We start from the raw sequence: 14,973 nt of genomic DNA on the forward strand, positions 1-14,973 counted from the left end.
ACCTCCCCGGTGCGGGCGTGTCCCTGCCCCGAACAGGCGCGAGACGGTCACATCGGAGAAATTGCGGTCCGATCCCTCGAACGAGTGCGGTAGTTGTCATCATGCTGACTTCGCGTCGCCGCACCCCGTCGCACGCGGACGTCACAGGGGTGCGCCGGACGCGTCACCGACGTCCGCCGTTTCCGCCCCTCCCGAGAGAAGTGATCCATGGTCTCCGAGCACTCCGCTGCCCCGGACGGCGAGACGGCTCCCCTGGCGCTGAAGATACTGGTCGCCGGCGGCTTCGGCGTGGGCAAGACCACCCTGGTGGGCGCGGTCAGCGAGATCCGCCCGCTGCGCACCGAGGAAGTGCTCAGCCAGGCGGGCCGGCTGGTGGACGACACGCAGGGGGTGGACCAGAAGGTCACCACGACCGTCGCCATGGACTTCGGCCGGATCACCATCCAGTCCGACCTGTTGCTGTACCTCTTCGGGACGCCGGGGCAGGACCGCTTCTGGTTCCTGTGGGACGAGCTGGCACAGGGCGCCCTGGGCGCGGTGATCCTCGCCGACACCCGGCGGCTCGAGGACTGCTTTCCGGCGGTGGACTACTTCGAGCACCGGCAGATCCCCTTCGTGGTGGCCGTCAACCGCTTCGCGGGGGCCCGCGTCCACGGAGCCCACGACGTCTCCCGTGCGCTCGACCTCGACGAGGGCACGCCCGTCGTCGTCTGCGACGCCCGGGACCGCGCCTCGGCCAAGGACGTGCTCGTCCAACTCGTCGAGTACGCGGGGCGCATGCACACCGCCCGGCTGCTCGCCTCCGTCGGCTGACCCGGTCCGGCTTCGGCGGTCGACGGGTCCGGACTCCAGCCGGCCGCCCTCAGCCGGTCAGATCCTTCAATGCCACCACCTTGTCGACGGCGACCCGGACCAGCAACTCGCCCGGCACGGCGTTGCGGGCACCGAACTCCTCGGCGCGGTCCTCGCCCATGTAGCGGCCCGCGATGCGGGTGGCCCAGCGCCGCACCTCCTCGAGGTCCTCCGAGAGCCGGGCCCGGCCGTGCAGCACGACGAAGGTGAACGGCGGCCGGTCGTCGTCCACGCACAGGGCGACCCTGCCGTCGCGGGCCAGGTTGCGTCCCTTCACGGTCTCCTTCCCCGTGTTGAACACGACCTCGTCCCCGTCGAGCAGGAACCACACCGGGGCCACGTGCGGGCTCCCGTCGGCCCGGACGGTCGACAGTTTGCCGGTGCGGGTCCCGTGCGAGACGAACGCCCGCCATTCCTCATCGGACATCTTCTGTGCCATGCCCCCATCCTCCTTGCCGGGACCGCGGTCCTGGGGAAGGCTGGCGGGAGATCCTCCCGGACCAGGGGGAGACATCACACGGGGAGACCGCATCATGGCACAGAACCAGACGCTCGGCTGGCTGCTAGACGATCTGACCGAGCGGGTGGAACACGTACGGCACGCCTTGGTCCTGTCCAACGACGGTTTGGTCACGGGGGCGAGTACCGGGCTGCGACGGGAGGACGCGGAACATCTGGCGGCCGTCTCCTCCGGACTGCACAGCCTCGCCAAGGGCTCGGGACGCCACTTCGGCGCGGGCAGGGTGCGCCAGACGATGGTCGAGTTCGACGACGCGGTGCTGTTCGTCACGGCGGCCGGGGCGGGAAGCTGCCTGTGCGTGCTCAGCGGTGCCGAGGCCGACATAGGCCAGATCGGCTACGAGATGACCCTGCTCGTGAACCGGGTCGGCGAGCATCTCGACGTGGACGCCCGCCAACCCGAGCGGACTCCGGCCTCTGACCTCTGACCTGCACGTTCGTCGCCCCCCGTGGAGTTGTCCACAGGCTCGCGCCGAGATCGGCGACCCCCGCTACCGTTTTTCCAGGCGGGCGCACACGGCGCGAGCCACACACTCCACGGGGGCGAACATGTCCGGCCGCACCATCACGCACGAGGTCACGCCCCAGGTCGCGCAGGCGGGCGGGAAGCGGGAAGCGGACTTCACGCAGAGCCGCGCCGCACGCGAACTGGGCCTGAAGCGCGGCGCATTCGACCTCGCCGTCCACCTCGGCCACATCCGCACCATCCCCGACGAGGGCGGCGGCGGACGCCGCGTCGCCCGTGCCGAGGTCGACCGGCTGCGCGCCCAGGACGGCTTTCCCCGCACACTGCACCAGCGCGTCGAAGCCGTCGGCACCGGTCAGGGCGCGGCCATCATGGACGTGACCGGTGCCAGGTTCACCAGGTTCGCCCGCCTGGGTCTGCTGGTGCCGGTCGGCTTCTACTTCAACCGCTACCGGACCGTGGTGTGGCTGTATCTGGGCGACGAACTGAGGCAGTTCAGGGCCGACGCGAAGAACGCCTCGCTGCTGAGCCGCCCCTTGCCCGAGGGCCTGCGCGACCAACTCGGCGGGGGCCTCGACCTCCGCCCCCGCAATTGGCGCGGACGCCACCTGGGCTTCCTGCTGCGCCAGGCCGACGACCCCTGGGAGCGGGCCGCCGCCGTGGCCTCACTGCTCGCGCCGGTCCAGGTGTCGGAGATCGTCAGGGATCCCTGCGAACGCGCCCATCTGCGTCGCTTCGGGCCGCGGCTCCCCGCCCACGGCGCGCCCGGATCGCCCACCGCCCACCTCACCGAGCGGATCATGACGGCTGACAGTCCCGACGAGGTCGGCTGGCTCCGGGCCGACCTGGCACGGATGGTGGAAGAGGCGCGAACCCATCGGCCCGCGCCCCGCCCGACCGGACGGCACACCGCCCCGGCGCCTGAGGAGCACCGGGTGGCGCCGGGGCAGCCGGAGCGTTCACGCGGACTGCTGGGCCGGCTCTTCCGCAGAGGCGCCTGAGCCCCCCGGGCCGCAGCTCACGGCCTTGACCCGCACCTGCCTACAGCGCCCGGAAGAGCCCCTCCTGGACGACGGAGACGAGCAGTCGCCCCTCCCTGTCATAGATGCGCCCGCGGGCCAGTCCCCGGCCGCCGGTGGCGATCGGGGACTCCTGGTCGTACAGGAACCACTCGTCCGCGCGGAACGGCCGGTGGAACCACATCGCATGGTCCAGCGACGCCATGTCGAAGCCACGAGGCCCCCACAGCGGCTCGACCGGAATGCGCACCGCGTCCAGCAGCGTCATGTCACTGGCGTAGGTCAGCGCGCAGGTGTGCACGAGCGGGTCGTCGCCGAGCGGTCCGACCGCGCGCATCCACACGGCGCTGCGCGGCTCGGCGTCCTTCACCTCGTCCGCGCTCCAGCGCAGCCGGTCCACGTACCGGATGTCGAAGGGCTGGCGGCGCGCCATACGCTCCAGCTGCTCCGGCAGCGCGCCCAGATGAGCCCTGATCTCGTCCGTGACCGTCGGCAGCGACGCGGGGTCCGGGATCTCGCGGGCCGGCGGCAGCTGATGTTCGAAGCTCCCCTGTTCAGGTTTGTGGAAGGAGGCGGTCAGATTGAAGATCGTGCGGCCCTGCTGCACGGCGGTGACCCGGCGGGTCGTGAAGGACCGCCCGTCCCTGACCCGTTCGACCTGGTACACGATCGGCACTCCCGGCCGGCCGGGGCGCAGGAAGTATGCGTGCAGTGAGTGCACAGGCCGCTCGCCGTCCGTGGTGCGACCGGCGGCCACCAGAGCCTGGCCCGCCACCTGCCCGCCGAAGACCCGCTGCAGGGACTCCTGCGGGCTGCGGCCACGGAAGATGTTGACCTCGATCTGTTCCAGGTCGAGCAGGTCGACGAGTCGTTCGGCCGGGTTCGTCATGAGGGTGCTTCTCCTGTGCTCACAGCTGACCGACGTCGGTGACACGGACGACCGCCCGGCCCTCGGCGTCGGAGGCGGCGAGGTCGACTTCGGCGCTGATGCCCCAGTCGTGGTCGCCGTTCGGGTCGTCGAAGATCTGCCGCACGCGCCACAGGCCGTTCTGCGGCTCCTCCTTGATCACGAGCAGCTTGGGACCGCGGGCGTCGGGGCCGGTGCCGAGGTCCTCGTGCTCCTCCCAGTACTTGTCCATCGCCTCCCCCCAGGCGTCGGCGTCCCAGCCGGACTCGGCGTCCATCTCGCCGAGCTCGCCGACCTGGTCGAGCGCGGCGAGCTCGACACGGCGGAACATCGCGTTGCGGACCAGGACGCGGAAGGCACGGGCGTTGGTGGTGACCGGCTTGACCTCGTCGGCCCTCTCCTGAGCCTCCTCGGCGGTCATCACCTCCGGATTGGCCAACTGCTCCCACTCGTCGAGCAGGCTGGAGTCGACCTGGCGCACCATCTCGCCGAGCCAGGCGATCAGGTCCTCGAGGTCCTCGGACTTGAGATCGTCCGGGATGGTGTGCTCCAGGGCCTTGTATGCGCCGGCCAGGTAGCGCAGCACGATGCCCTCGGTGCGGGCCAGCTCGTAGAAGGAGACCAACTCCGTGAAGGAGAGCGCTCGTTCGTACATGTCCCGGATGACGGACTTCGGCGACAGCGGATGGTCGCCGACCCAGGGGTGGCTCTTGCGGTACGTGTTGTACGCGTGGAAGAGGAGCTCCTCCAGAGGCTTCGGGTAGGTGACGTCCTGGAGCCGCTCCATGCGCTCCTCGTACTCGACGCCGTCCGCCTTCATCGCGGCCACGGCCTCGCCGCGCGCCTTGTTCTGCTGGGCGGCGAGGATCTGCCGCGGATCGTCGAGCGTGGACTCCACGACCGAGACCATGTCCAGGGCGTAGGACGGCGACTCCGGGTCGAGGAGCTCGAACGTGGCCAGGGCGAAGGTGGACAGCGGCTGGTTGAGCGCGAAGTCCTGCTGCAGGTCGACGGTGAGGCGGACGATGCGGCCCTCCGCGTCCGGCCGGTCGAGCTTCTCGACGATGCCGCCGTCCAGCAGGGAGCGGTAGATGGCGATCGCGCGCCGGATGTGCCGCAGCTGCTGCTTGCGCGGCTCGTGGTTGTCCTCCAGCAGACGCCGCATCGCCTCGAAGGCGTTGCCGGGGCGGGCGATCACCGACAGCAGCATCGTGTGCGTCACCCGGAAGCGGGACGTCAGCGGCTCGGGCTCGGAGGCGATCAGCTTGTCGAAGGTGGTGTCGGACCAGCCGACGAAACCCTCCGGCGCCTTCTTGCGGACGACCTTCCGCCGCTTCTTCGGGTCGTCGCCCGCCTTGGCGAGCGCCTTCTCGTTCTCGATGACGTGCTCGGGGGCCTGCGCCACCACGAAGCCCGCCGTGTCGAAACCCGCACGTCCGGCGCGGCCGGCGATCTGGTGGAACTCACGGGCACGCAGGGTGCGCACCCGGCTGCCGTCGTACTTGGTGAGCGCCGTGAACAGCACCGTGCGGATCGGGACGTTGACGCCCACGCCGAGCGTGTCCGTCCCGCAGATCACCTTCAGCAGGCCGGCCTGGGCGAGCTTCTCCACCAGACGCCGGTACTTGGGGAGCATGCCGGCGTGGTGGACCCCGATGCCGTGCCGCACGTAGCGGGAGAGGTTGCGGCCGAACTTGGTGGTGAAGCGGAAGTTGCCGATCAGCTCGGCGATCTGCTCCTTCTCCTCGCGCGAGCACATGTTGATGCTCATCAGCGCCTGCGCCCGCTCCACGGCCTGGGCCTGGGTGAAGTGGACGATGTAGACCGGCGCCTGCTGGGTCTGCAGCAGGTCGGTGAGCGTCTCGGTGAGCGGGGTGCGCCGGTACTCGTAGGACAGGGGCACCGGACGGGTCGCCGAGCGGACCACGGCGGTGGGGCGGCCCGTGCGGCGGCTGAGGTCCTTCTCGAAGAAGGAGACTTCGCCGAGCGTGGCCGACATCAGGATGAACTGCGCCTGCGGCAGTTCGAGCAGCGGGATCTGCCAGGCCCAGCCGCGGTCGGGCTCCGCGTAGAAGTGGAACTCGTCCATGACGACCTGGCCGACGTCGGCGTTCTTGCCGTCGCGCAGCGCGATCGACGCCAGCACCTCGGCGGTGCAGCAGATGACGGGCGCGTCGGCGTTGACGGAGGCGTCACCGGTGAGCATGCCGACGTTCTCGGTGCCGAAGAGCTTGCACAGCTCGAAGAACTTCTCCGAGACCAGGGCCTTGATCGGAGCGGTGTAGAAGGTGACCTCGTCGCGGGCCAGCGCCGCGAAGTGCGCACCGGCGGCGATCATGCTCTTGCCGGAGCCGGTCGGCGTCGAGACGATCACGTTCGCGCCCGAGACCGCCTCGATCAGCGCCTCCTCCTGGTGGGGGTAGAGCGTGAGACCGCGGTCCTGGGCCCACGACTCGAAGGCTTCGTAGAGGGCGTCGGGGTCTGCGGTCGGCGGCAGCTGATCGATGAGGGTCACGCCCCCATCTTGCCTGGCGAGCGTGCCGAGGCGGGAATCGGATGCCGATGCGAAGATCACGACCGCTACGCTGTGTCGCCGACGCAGCGTGAACGCAGCGGGTCAACTGGACGGCGGCGCAGGAGAAATGGGGCGGGGAACGGCCATGATGGGACCAGCACACTCACTGTCGGGCGCCGCGGCCTGGCTCGGCGTCGGAGCCGCGGCCGCCGCGACCGGTCATCCGATGCCCTGGCCGGTCCTGCTGGCGGGCGCCCTGATCTGCGCCGGAGCCGCGCTCGCCCCCGACCTCGATCACAAGGCCGCCACCATCTCGCGCTCCTTCGGACCGATCTCGCGCTGGATCTGCGAGATCGTCGACAAGCTCTCGTACGCCGTCTACAAGGCGACGAAGAAGCAGGGCGACGCGCGCCGCTCCGGCGGCCACCGGACGCTGACGCACACCTGGCTGTGGGCGGTGCTGATCGGTGCGGGTTCCTCCGCCGCCGCGATCACCGGGGGACGCTGGGCGGTGCTGGCGATTCTCTTCGTCCACATGGTGCTGGCCATCGAGGGACTGCTGTGGCGGGCGGCCCGCGGGTCCAGCAGCGACGTCCTGGTGTGGCTGCTGGCGGCGACCAGTGCGTGGATCATCGCCGGCATTCTCGACAAGCCGGGCAACGGCGCGGGCTGGCTGTTCTCGGAGCCGGGCCAGGAGTACCTGTGGCTGGGGCTGCCGATCGTGCTGGGCGCGCTGGTGCACGACATCGGGGACGCCCTGACCGTTTCGGGCTGCCCGATTCTGTGGCCGATACCGGTCGGCCGCAAGCGCTGGTATCCCGTCGGCCCTCCGAGGGCGATGCGGTTCCGGGCCGGCAGCTGGGTGGAGCTCAAGGTGCTGATGCCCGTCTTCATGATGCTCGGCGGCGTGGGCTGCGCGGCCGCGCTGAACTTCATCTGAGGCGCCGCCCGAAGACCTCGGGTGCTCCGCGGGCGGCGGGGGAGGGGACGACACCGTCGCCGGCTGCGGTGTCCGGCCGCCGGTCAGCCGTACCGCGTCTCCTCGTCGACGACGTGCATCGCGGCCTCCTCCGCGGAGGCGGCCGCGCCGTCGATGCCGACGTCCGTGGCGATCAGCGCGCTCTCCTCGTCCTCGTGCGCGCCCTCGTCCGGTGCGACCAGGCGGCCGGAGCGGGCCGCGCCGACCTCGTTGTCCAGGAGTTCCCCGTCGGTGCCCTGGCAGTCGCCGATGTCGTCGCCATCGGGAGTGACGGGATCCGGCTGTTCCTCGGCGAGACGCTGATCGAGGGTCTCGCCCTGCAGGCGCTCCGCCGCGGTGACGCCCGCGTGCTCCACCGCCCAGGGCCGCTCCGGAGGGGACCAGCCCCGGTCCAGGGGGTCCTCGACACCGTCGTACTCCAGCGTGTCCTCCGAGTCGAGGATCCCCGTGTCCTCCCGGACCTCGGAAGTGTCATCGGGCTGGTAGACGTCGTCTCCCCATCCGTCGGCGCTGTCCACGGGTACCTCCAGGGGGTGGGGACGGGCCCGTTCTCACCGCGGGCGGCGGTCTGCCGCCGGTGCGCGGGGCACAGGTCTCACCGGGCGCGAACCACAGGGTTCCCGGGCGTTCCCCGAACCGGTGCCGCTTTCCAGCCTTCCACCCCTGTTCCTCACCGCGCAACGGCACGGCACCGACCCGTCGCCCGGCCCGCGGGCCGACCCGGTGATGACCCGCCGTCGCACCGCCCGGCGCGGCTGCGGGCGACTGCTCCCACGGGGCGGGGGCCGAGGCCCCACCGCCCCGGGGCGACACGCTGCGGAGCGTGCCCGACCGGCCACCGCGCAGCGCGCCTCACCCGTGCCCGCCCCCGCCCTGGACCGCGTTTCCGTTCCCTCTCACCCGTGCCACGACCTCCACAGGGCCGCGTAGGCGCCCCCTGCCTCGACGAGCTCGTCGTGGCTGCCCAGCTCAGTGATGCGGCCGTTCTCGACGACGGCGATGACGTCCGCGTCGTGGGCCGTGTGGAGCCGATGGGCGATGGCGACGACGGTGCGGCCGTCGAGGACGCGGGCGAGGGACCGCTCCAGGTGGCGCGCCGCCCGCGGATCGAGGAGCGAGGTCGCCTCGTCCAGGACCAGCGTGTGCGGATCGGCGAGCACAAGACGGGCGAGGGCGATCTGCTGGGCCTGCGCCGGGGTGAGCGAGACACCGCCCGAGCCGACCTCGGTGTCCAGGCCCTCGGCGAGCGCACGGGCCCAGCCGTCGGCGTCGACCGCGCCCAGCGCCGCCCACAGCTCGGCGTCGACGGCGTCGTGGGAGACGCACCCGCGCGGGGCCTCGGCGGCGTCGCCGGCGGTCCGTCCCTTCGAGACCCCGTGGTGCGAGACCTCTCTGCTCACGGTGCCGAGGGGGGTGGAGGTCCCCGGCGAGGGAAGCCGGGACGGAGGCAGGGCGAGCAGGAGGTTGTCGCGGAGAGATCCGACGAAGACGTGGTGCTCCTGGTTCACCAGGGCGACGTGGGAGCGGACCCGCTCGGCGGGCATCCGGGCGAGCTCGGCACCGCCGAGGGTGATCCGGCCGTCCCGGGGCGCGTAGATACCGGACAGCAGCCGGCCCAGCGTGGACTTGCCCGCGCCCGAGGGACCGACCAGCGCCAGCCGGGTGCCCGGCTCGACCTTCAGGGACACCTCGCGCAGCACGTCGACCCCCTCGCGGTAGCCGAAGTGCACCCGGTCCGCGTGCACGTCCCGTCCGTCGGGGCCCAGCGAGGCGTCGCCCGCCTCCGGCTCGATGTCCCGCACCCCGACCAGCCGGGCCAGCGACACCTGGGCGACCTGCAGCTCGTCGTACCAGCGCAGGATCAGACCCACCGGGTCGACGAGCATCTGCGCGATGAGCGCGCCCGTCGTCAGCTCGCCGACCCCGATCCAGCCCCGCAGGACGAACACGCCGCCCACCATGAGCACGGAGCCGAGCACGGTCACATGCGTGACGTTGACGACCGGGAAGAGCACCGACCGCAGCCAGAGCGTGTAGCGTTCCCACGCCGTCCACTCCCTGATCCGGCGTTCCGACAGCGCGACCCGGCGGTCGCCGAGGCGGTGTGCCTCCACGGTCCGCCCGGCGTCCACCGTCTCGGCGAAGACCGCCGCCACGGCCGCGTATCCGGCGGCCTCCGAGCGGTAGCCGGACGGCGCGCGCCGGAAGTACCAGCGGCAGCCGATCACCAGCAGCGGCAGGGCGAGCAGCACTGCGGCGGCGAGCGGCGGCGCGGTGACCACCAGGCCGCCGAGCAGCAGAGCGGCCCACACCACACCGATGGCCAGCTGGGGCACGGCCTCGCGCATCGCGTTGGCGAGCCGGTCGATGTCCGTGGTGATACGGGACAGCAGGTCCCCGGTGCCGGCTCGTTCCAGGACACCCGGCGGCAGGCCGACCGAGCGTACGAGGAAGTCCTCGCGCAGGTCGGCCAGCATTCGCTCGCCGAGCATCGCGCCGCGCAGCCGCACCTCGCGGACGAACGCGGCCTGCGCGAGCAGCGCCAGCACGAACAGCGTGGTCGTCAGCCCCAGCCGCAGCTCGCGAGTGCCGTCGGCCACCCGCTCGACCAGGCCGCCCAGCAGCCATGGGCCCGCCATGGAGGCGAGCACGGCCACCGTGTTGACGGCGACGAGGAGCAGGAAGGCGCGCCGGTGACGGCGGAACAGTTCGACTACATAGGCGCGCACGGTCGCGGGGGCACCGACGGGCAGGGTGTTCGCCGTCGTCGGGGCCGCCGGGTCGTACGCCGGGGGCGCCACGCCGATCATGCGGTTTCCTCGATCTCTTCCAGTGCGCCGCGCAGGGCGCCGTCGTCGTTCCGCAACACGCCGCGCAGGACGTCCGCGTCCTTCCGCGACACGCCGCGCAGAGCGTCCTCGCCGTTCCGTGACGCGTCGTGCGGGGTGCCCCGGTCGCCGCGCGGTGCGCCTCCGCCGTCTCCGGGAATGTCCGGGCCCGCCGCGCTCCCGGCGCGTTCCTCGTCGGTCTCGCGGGTGACCACCGCCCGGTACCGGGGCTCGGAGTGCAGTAGCTCCCGGTGTGTGCCGACCGCCGTGACCGCGCCGTCGTGCACCAGCACCACCCGGTCCGCGAGGTCCAGGACGAGGGGGGACGAGGTGAACACCACCGTGGTGCGCCCGGCCCGCAGGCTGCGCACCCCCTCGGCGATCCGCGCCTCGGTGTGGGAGTCGACGGCGGAGGTCGGCTCGTCGAGGACCAGCACCCCGGGGTCGGTGACCAGCGAGCGGGCCAGAGCCAGGCGCTGGCGCTGGCCGCCGGAGAGGGACCGGCCCCGCTCGGTGATCCGTACGTCCATGGGGTCCTCGGCGCCCAGCGACGCCTGCGCGAGCGCCTCCAGGACGTCCCCGCACTGCGCGGCCCCCAGTGCCTCCTCGGCACCGACCTGGCCCGAGCGGGGCACGTCGAACAGGTCGCGCAGAGAGCCGGACAGCAGCACCGGTTCCTTGTCCTGGACCAGCACCGCGGCGCGCGCGGAGTCGATGGGGAGTTCGTCGAGCGGTACGCCGCCGAGCAGCACCGAGGCACCGGGTTCGGGCGGGTGCCCGCCCAGCCGTTCGGCCAGCCGGCCCGCCGTGTCCGGGTCGCCGCACACCACGGCGGTCAGGCGTCCGGCGGGTGCCAGCAGCCCCGTCCCGGGGTCGTACAGATCGCCTCCAAGAGCGTCGGCCGCGCGGGTCCCGGTGGTGTCCATGGCCCGCTCCAGCGACAGCACCCGGGCCGCCCGGGTGGCCGACGGACGGGAGAAGGAGTACGCCATGGCGATCTCCTCGAAGTGCCGCAGCGGATAGCTGAGCACCATGACCGAGCTGTAGACGGTGACCAGTTCCCCGACCGTGATCCGGCCCGCGCGGGCCAGGTGCACGCCGTGCCAGACGACCGCGATCAGCAGCAGACCCGGCAGCAGCACCTGGATCGCGGAGATCAGGGACCACATGCGCGCACTGCGCACGGCCGCGTGCCGGACCTCCTGGGAGGCGCGGCGGTAGCGGTCGAGGAACAGTTCCTCGCCGCCGATGCCGCGCAGCACCCGCAGGCCGGCGACCGTGTCGGAAGCCAGTTCGGTGGCGCGGCCGGCCTTCTCGCGCTGGAGGTCGGCACGACGGGTGGCCCGGGGCAGCAGCGGCAGCACCGCCAGTGCCAGGACCGGCAGGCCGAGGGCGACGACCACGCCGAGCGCCGGCTGGTAGACCAGCAGTCCGGCGCAGACCAGGACGAGGGTGACCGCCGCCGCGGTGAACCGGGACGCGGCCTCCACGAACCAGCCGATCTTCTCGACGTCGCCCGTGGAGACGGCCACGACCTCACCGGCGGCGACGCGCCGGGTGAGGGCCGCGCCGAGGTGGGCGGCCTTGCGGGCCAGCAGTTGCTGGACGCGGGCGGCAGCCGTGATCCAGTTGGTGACCGCGGCACGGTGCAGGAAGGTGTCGCCGAGCGCGCTGCCGGCGCAGCACAGCGCCATCAGCCCGCCCGACAGGGCGAGCCGTGCGTCGGACCTCTCGACGACCGCCTGGACGGCGAGGCCCACGCAGAACGGGAGGGCGGAGACCGAGACGAAGTGGAGCAGTCCCCAGGCCATCGCCGTCAGCTGGCCGCCCAGCTGGTTCCGCCCGAGCCACCACAGGAATCGGGGACCCGAGCGTGCGTCGGGCACACCCGGGTCGGGATACGGAAGGTCTTGGATTCGCATGACGTCCCAGTGGCTCGTGTCAACTCGTGTCGAGGGGCGGAGGGAGAAGGAGGGAGGGGAACAAGCCGTGACAGGTTCGCGTCGCAGCGTGGTCGGAGGCAAACGGTTTTCCGCGCCCGGGGAACGGAACCGGCTGGTTCCCCGGGCGCTGCCGAGAACTCTGTGGCGGTACCCGGCGACGGCCCGGTGAGGGACGCAAGTCGGGTCCCCCGTGCGTCACATGACAGTGGATGGGACTGTTTGGCCCAATCCCAAGTGGTTCGTCCGGAACGCGGTGCCACCATGGGATCATGGAGAGGCGTGGTACAAGGCGTGCGGCGGTCGCGGCGGCGACCTGCGGTTTCTTAGTGGCGGTTCTGGCCGCGTGCGGCGGTCCGCCGACGGTGGCCCCGCGTGGGGGCGCCGTCCCCAGACACGGCGGCACGGACGGGAGCCCCCGGCCCAGCCGAGTGGAGCCGCCCCGCGTCCCGGGAGTCGGCGACCGGCTCTGGCAGCAGGTCCCCGCGGACACCCGCCAGGTCGTGGCGGTCTACGGCGAGCACGGCGACTCCCCGGACTCCACGCTCGTCCTGTACGAGAAGCGTGGGAGCGACTGGGAGCGCGTGGCCGGCTGGCCCGCGCACAACGGCAAACGGGGCTGGACCACCGACCACCAAGAGGGCGACGAGCGCAGCCCGGTCGGCGTGTTCACGCTCTCCGACGCCGGCGGCCGCCGCGACGACCCGGGCGCCCTGCTGCCGTACATCCAGGACGAGGAGGCCTTCGCGTCCCCGTACTACTGGGACCAGGCGCACCGGCACGACTTCGACTACGTCATCGCGATCGACTACAACCGGGTGCCGGGCACCCGTCCGTACGACGGGACCCGCCCCCTGGGGCAGGCGAAGGGCGGGGGCATCTGGCTGCATCTGGACCACGGAGACGGCACGTTGGGCTGCGTGAGCGTCCCCGAGTCCGCGATGCGGTACCTGCTGCGCAGGCTCGACCCGCGGGATCGGCCCGTGATGGTGATGGGCGACCGGGCGAACCTCGCGGCCTGACGGCGGTCCCGCGCCGTCGCCGTACTGCGCGACCAAGGCCCGAATGCGGGACGGGCGGTGGCCGATCAGGGTGTCACCGGTACGAGGCGTCATTGCCGCGGCAGTACGACCGGCTCGGCCATCTGCGCGTCGGCGGCGTCGAGATCCTGCGCACATCCACTCCGGAGCCCTCGCCCGACGGCATCGAGTGGTCGGTCGAGAAGGACGTCACGCGCTACAGCGACACCTTCCGTCGGGCCCGGGACGTCGAGATGCTCATCGGCAACGTCGTCGACGACACGTACACCGGAGTCATCGACGTCAGGGTCACCCTCACCTTCTACGCCGCCGGACGGCACTCCCGGCCCGCGGCGCCCCCCGACCGCGTCCTCACCCTCGCCGACGGGACGACGCTCACCACCCCGCGCAACAGCGAACGCATCGTCGCCGAGGTGTACGCCACCGGATCCGGCGGCGGTTGCGAGGAGTTCTGGTATCTGGCGGTACCCCGGCAGGCGCCGTACTCCTGCCAGGCGGACCGCGGGCCCTACCGGGAGGTGCAGATCACCGTGGACGGCCGGCTCGCCGGAATCGCCGCACCGTTCCCCACGGTCTGGACGGGCGGCTGGTCCAACCCCTTCCTCTGGTACGTCGTCCCCGGGCCGCGCGCCTTCGACGTCAAGCCGATCGAGTACGACCTCACGCCCTTCGCGGGCATCCTCGACGACGGCCGTCCGCACCGCGTCGAGGTCTCCGTCACCGGAGTGCCGCAGGGGCGGTCCGGCTGGAGCACGCCCGTGAACGTGCTGGTGTGGCAGGACGCCCGCAGCACCCGGGTCACCGGACACCTCACCGCGGACCGGGCGGGCGGTCTGGACGACTCCTCGACGTACACCCCCGGATCACCGCACCGCGTGGACACCGAGGGCGGTCACCGGCTGACCGTCGCCGGGTACGTCGACACCTCGCACGGCCGCGTGACCACCACGGTCGGCCGCCGCCTGGCCGACACCTCCACGCACCGCTGGACCGACGGAGAGGACACCGACGGGCTCGACGCCGCCTGGATCGACGACGAGACCGTCACCGTCGCGGCACACGGCGGGCAGGCCAGGTCGACGCACACCCACCGGACCTACACGATGAAGGGCACCACGACCGTCTCCGCCGGCGACCGGCTGCGCACCGTGCTCACACTGGGCGACCGGGCGTCGGTCGTCGAGACGCGGGACGGCCGGCGCGTCGCCTGGTCCCGGCTGGACGACACCTACACGGGCGACGCCGCCTACACGCTGAACGTGCCGCGCGACCGGCGGCACGCCGTCGGGACGACGGGCGAGCGCTACCGGCTGTACGGCTCGGGCGGGTGCTACGACCGCACGCTCACCACCGTGCAGGGGCTGCTGACGGAGGACCGCGGCGGCTGCTGAACGCGGCGAACGGCCGGTGCCCGGGCTCAGGGGTGACGCGCCCCTGACTCGGGCGCCGCGCCCACCAGGGTGTCCAGCAGCGAGCCGAGAGCCTCACGCTGTTCGTCCGTCAGCGGAGCGAGGATCTCCCTGGCGGCCGCTCGGCGCGCGCCGCGCAGCTCGCGCAGTGCCGTGCGGCCGTCGTCAGTGAGTTCGATGCGGATCACCCGGCGATTGACCGGGTCGGGGGCCCGGCGCACCTTGCCCCCGGCCTCCAGCCCGTCCACGAGCGTGGTCACCGCGCGGGGCACGACCTCCAGGGCGGCGGCGAGATCCGCCATCCGGGGTGGCTCGCCGAAGTGCGCCAGGGTGCGCAACAGCCGGGACTGGGCCGGCGTGATGCCCAGGTCGTGCTGCTCCAGATGGTGCTTCTGGATGCGGTGCACCCGACGGGTGAGCCGCAGCAACTGCTCGGCGAGAAGCCCGTCGGCGTCGGGGGTGCTCATGCGGGAACAATATCAGGATGCCGTTCATTGTG

Annotated in this window: 12 protein-coding genes and 1 pseudogene; 6 read left to right on the forward strand and 7 right to left on the reverse strand. The window is 72.1% G+C overall.

The window, feature by feature from the left end; translation table 11 throughout:
* The first annotated feature begins 207 nt into the window (after nt 1–207).
* The gene (locus ACIPM1_RS06795) at nt 208–813 is read left to right on the forward strand and encodes a GTP-binding protein (protein ID WP_402429894.1); all 606 of its coding nucleotides are present in this window, start codon (nt 208–210) and stop codon (nt 811–813) included.
* Nucleotides 814–862: 49 nt separating this feature from the next.
* On the opposite strand, the gene ACIPM1_RS06800 is transcribed toward ACIPM1_RS06795, so the two are convergent.
* Complete coding sequence (locus tag ACIPM1_RS06800; protein ID WP_356180190.1) at nt 863–1,291, reverse strand: PPOX class F420-dependent oxidoreductase; 429 nt, start codon at nt 1,289–1,291, stop codon at nt 863–865.
* A gap of 94 nt (nt 1,292–1,385) precedes the next feature.
* Here ACIPM1_RS06800 and ACIPM1_RS06805 point away from each other — a divergent pair, with 94 nt between their 5' ends.
* Together ACIPM1_RS06805 and ACIPM1_RS06810 are read left to right on the forward strand one after the other, a co-directional pair.
* A complete protein-coding gene (locus ACIPM1_RS06805) occupies nt 1,386–1,799 on the forward strand; it encodes a roadblock/LC7 domain-containing protein (protein WP_356180187.1) in 414 nt (137 codons plus the stop codon).
* A 121-nt stretch (nt 1,800–1,920) separates the two neighbouring features.
* Entirely contained in the window at nt 1,921–2,838 is a 918-nt protein-coding gene (locus ACIPM1_RS06810) for a DUF6397 family protein (RefSeq protein WP_402429898.1), read from the forward strand.
* Nucleotides 2,839–2,878: 40 nt separating this feature from the next.
* Here the strand turns inward: ACIPM1_RS06810 and ACIPM1_RS06815 are convergent, their stop codons facing one another.
* Both ACIPM1_RS06815 and ACIPM1_RS06820 read right to left on the reverse strand, forming a co-directional pair.
* Nucleotides 2,879–3,745, reverse strand: a complete 867-nt coding sequence (locus ACIPM1_RS06815) for an acyl-CoA thioesterase II (RefSeq protein ID WP_356180181.1) — start codon at nt 3,743–3,745, stop codon at nt 2,879–2,881.
* A gap of 19 nt (nt 3,746–3,764) precedes the next feature.
* A complete protein-coding gene (locus ACIPM1_RS06820) occupies nt 3,765–6,278 on the reverse strand; it encodes a DEAD/DEAH box helicase (RefSeq protein ID WP_402429902.1) in 2,514 nt (837 codons plus the stop codon).
* 145 nt (nt 6,279–6,423) lie between these two features.
* On the opposite strand from ACIPM1_RS06820, the gene ACIPM1_RS06825 reads away from it, so the two are divergent.
* Nucleotides 6,424–7,218, forward strand: coding sequence for a metal-dependent hydrolase (locus ACIPM1_RS06825; RefSeq protein ID WP_402429905.1), 795 nt, complete (start codon nt 6,424–6,426; stop codon nt 7,216–7,218).
* Nucleotides 7,219–7,301: 83 nt separating this feature from the next.
* Here ACIPM1_RS06825 and ACIPM1_RS06830 read toward each other — a convergent pair whose 3' ends face one another.
* The 3 genes from ACIPM1_RS06830 to ACIPM1_RS06840 all read right to left on the reverse strand — a co-directional run bounded on the left by ACIPM1_RS06830 (nt 7,302) and on the right by ACIPM1_RS06840 (nt 12,007).
* Nucleotides 7,302–7,775 (reverse strand): DUF5709 domain-containing protein, encoded by a 474-nt coding sequence (locus ACIPM1_RS06830; RefSeq protein ID WP_402429908.1) that lies wholly within the window; start codon nt 7,773–7,775, stop codon nt 7,302–7,304.
* 378 nt (nt 7,776–8,153) lie between these two features.
* Nucleotides 8,154–10,067, reverse strand: a complete 1,914-nt coding sequence (locus ACIPM1_RS06835; protein WP_402429911.1) for an ABC transporter ATP-binding protein — start codon at nt 10,065–10,067, stop codon at nt 8,154–8,156.
* The gene (locus tag ACIPM1_RS06840; protein WP_402429914.1) at nt 10,064–12,007 is read right to left on the reverse strand and encodes an ABC transporter ATP-binding protein; all 1,944 of its coding nucleotides are present in this window, start codon (nt 12,005–12,007) and stop codon (nt 10,064–10,066) included. Before ACIPM1_RS06840 ends, ACIPM1_RS06835 begins: the two co-directional genes overlap by 4 nt.
* A gap of 290 nt (nt 12,008–12,297) precedes the next feature.
* On the opposite strand from ACIPM1_RS06840, the gene ACIPM1_RS06845 reads away from it, so the two are divergent.
* Both ACIPM1_RS06845 and ACIPM1_RS06850 read left to right on the forward strand, forming a co-directional pair.
* A complete protein-coding gene (locus tag ACIPM1_RS06845) occupies nt 12,298–13,047 on the forward strand; it encodes a L,D-transpeptidase family protein (RefSeq protein WP_402429917.1) in 750 nt (249 codons plus the stop codon).
* 98 nt (nt 13,048–13,145) lie between these two features.
* Nucleotides 13,146–14,456, forward strand: a pseudogene (locus tag ACIPM1_RS06850) (peptide-N4-asparagine amidase); the annotation flags it as partial.
* A gap of 26 nt (nt 14,457–14,482) precedes the next feature.
* Here the strand turns inward: ACIPM1_RS06850 and ACIPM1_RS06855 are convergent.
* Nucleotides 14,483–14,941, reverse strand: a complete 459-nt coding sequence (locus ACIPM1_RS06855; RefSeq protein WP_402429920.1) for a MarR family winged helix-turn-helix transcriptional regulator — start codon at nt 14,939–14,941, stop codon at nt 14,483–14,485.
* Nucleotides 14,942–14,973: the final 32 nt, after the last annotated feature.

The organism is Streptomyces sp. NPDC086766, assembly GCF_044746005.1.
Taxonomy (GTDB): Bacteria; Actinomycetota; Actinomycetes; order Streptomycetales; family Streptomycetaceae; genus Streptomyces.

What these genes read in the sequence shown, in the direction of transcription:
- ACIPM1_RS06800 (WP_356180190.1), bottom strand. Translation starts at nt 1,291, where the DNA reads ATGGCACAGAAGATGTCCGATGAGGAATGGCGGGCGTTCGTCTCGCAC.
- ACIPM1_RS06835 (WP_402429911.1), bottom strand. Translation starts at nt 10,067, where the DNA reads ATGATCGGCGTGGCGCCCCCGGCGTACGACCCGGCGGCCCCGACGACG.
- ACIPM1_RS06855 (WP_402429920.1), bottom strand. Translation starts at nt 14,941, where the DNA reads ATGAGCACCCCCGACGCCGACGGGCTTCTCGCCGAGCAGTTGCTGCGG.
- ACIPM1_RS06825 (WP_402429905.1), top strand. Translation starts at nt 6,424, where the DNA reads ATGATGGGACCAGCACACTCACTGTCGGGCGCCGCGGCCTGGCTCGGC.
- ACIPM1_RS06840 (WP_402429914.1), bottom strand. Translation starts at nt 12,007, where the DNA reads ATGCGAATCCAAGACCTTCCGTATCCCGACCCGGGTGTGCCCGACGCA.
- ACIPM1_RS06845 (WP_402429917.1), top strand. Translation starts at nt 12,298, where the DNA reads ATGGAGAGGCGTGGTACAAGGCGTGCGGCGGTCGCGGCGGCGACCTGC.
- ACIPM1_RS06810 (WP_402429898.1), top strand. Translation starts at nt 1,921, where the DNA reads ATGTCCGGCCGCACCATCACGCACGAGGTCACGCCCCAGGTCGCGCAG.
- ACIPM1_RS06815 (WP_356180181.1), bottom strand. Translation starts at nt 3,745, where the DNA reads ATGACGAACCCGGCCGAACGACTCGTCGACCTGCTCGACCTGGAACAG.
- ACIPM1_RS06795 (WP_402429894.1), top strand. Translation starts at nt 208, where the DNA reads ATGGTCTCCGAGCACTCCGCTGCCCCGGACGGCGAGACGGCTCCCCTG.
- ACIPM1_RS06805 (WP_356180187.1), top strand. Translation starts at nt 1,386, where the DNA reads ATGGCACAGAACCAGACGCTCGGCTGGCTGCTAGACGATCTGACCGAG.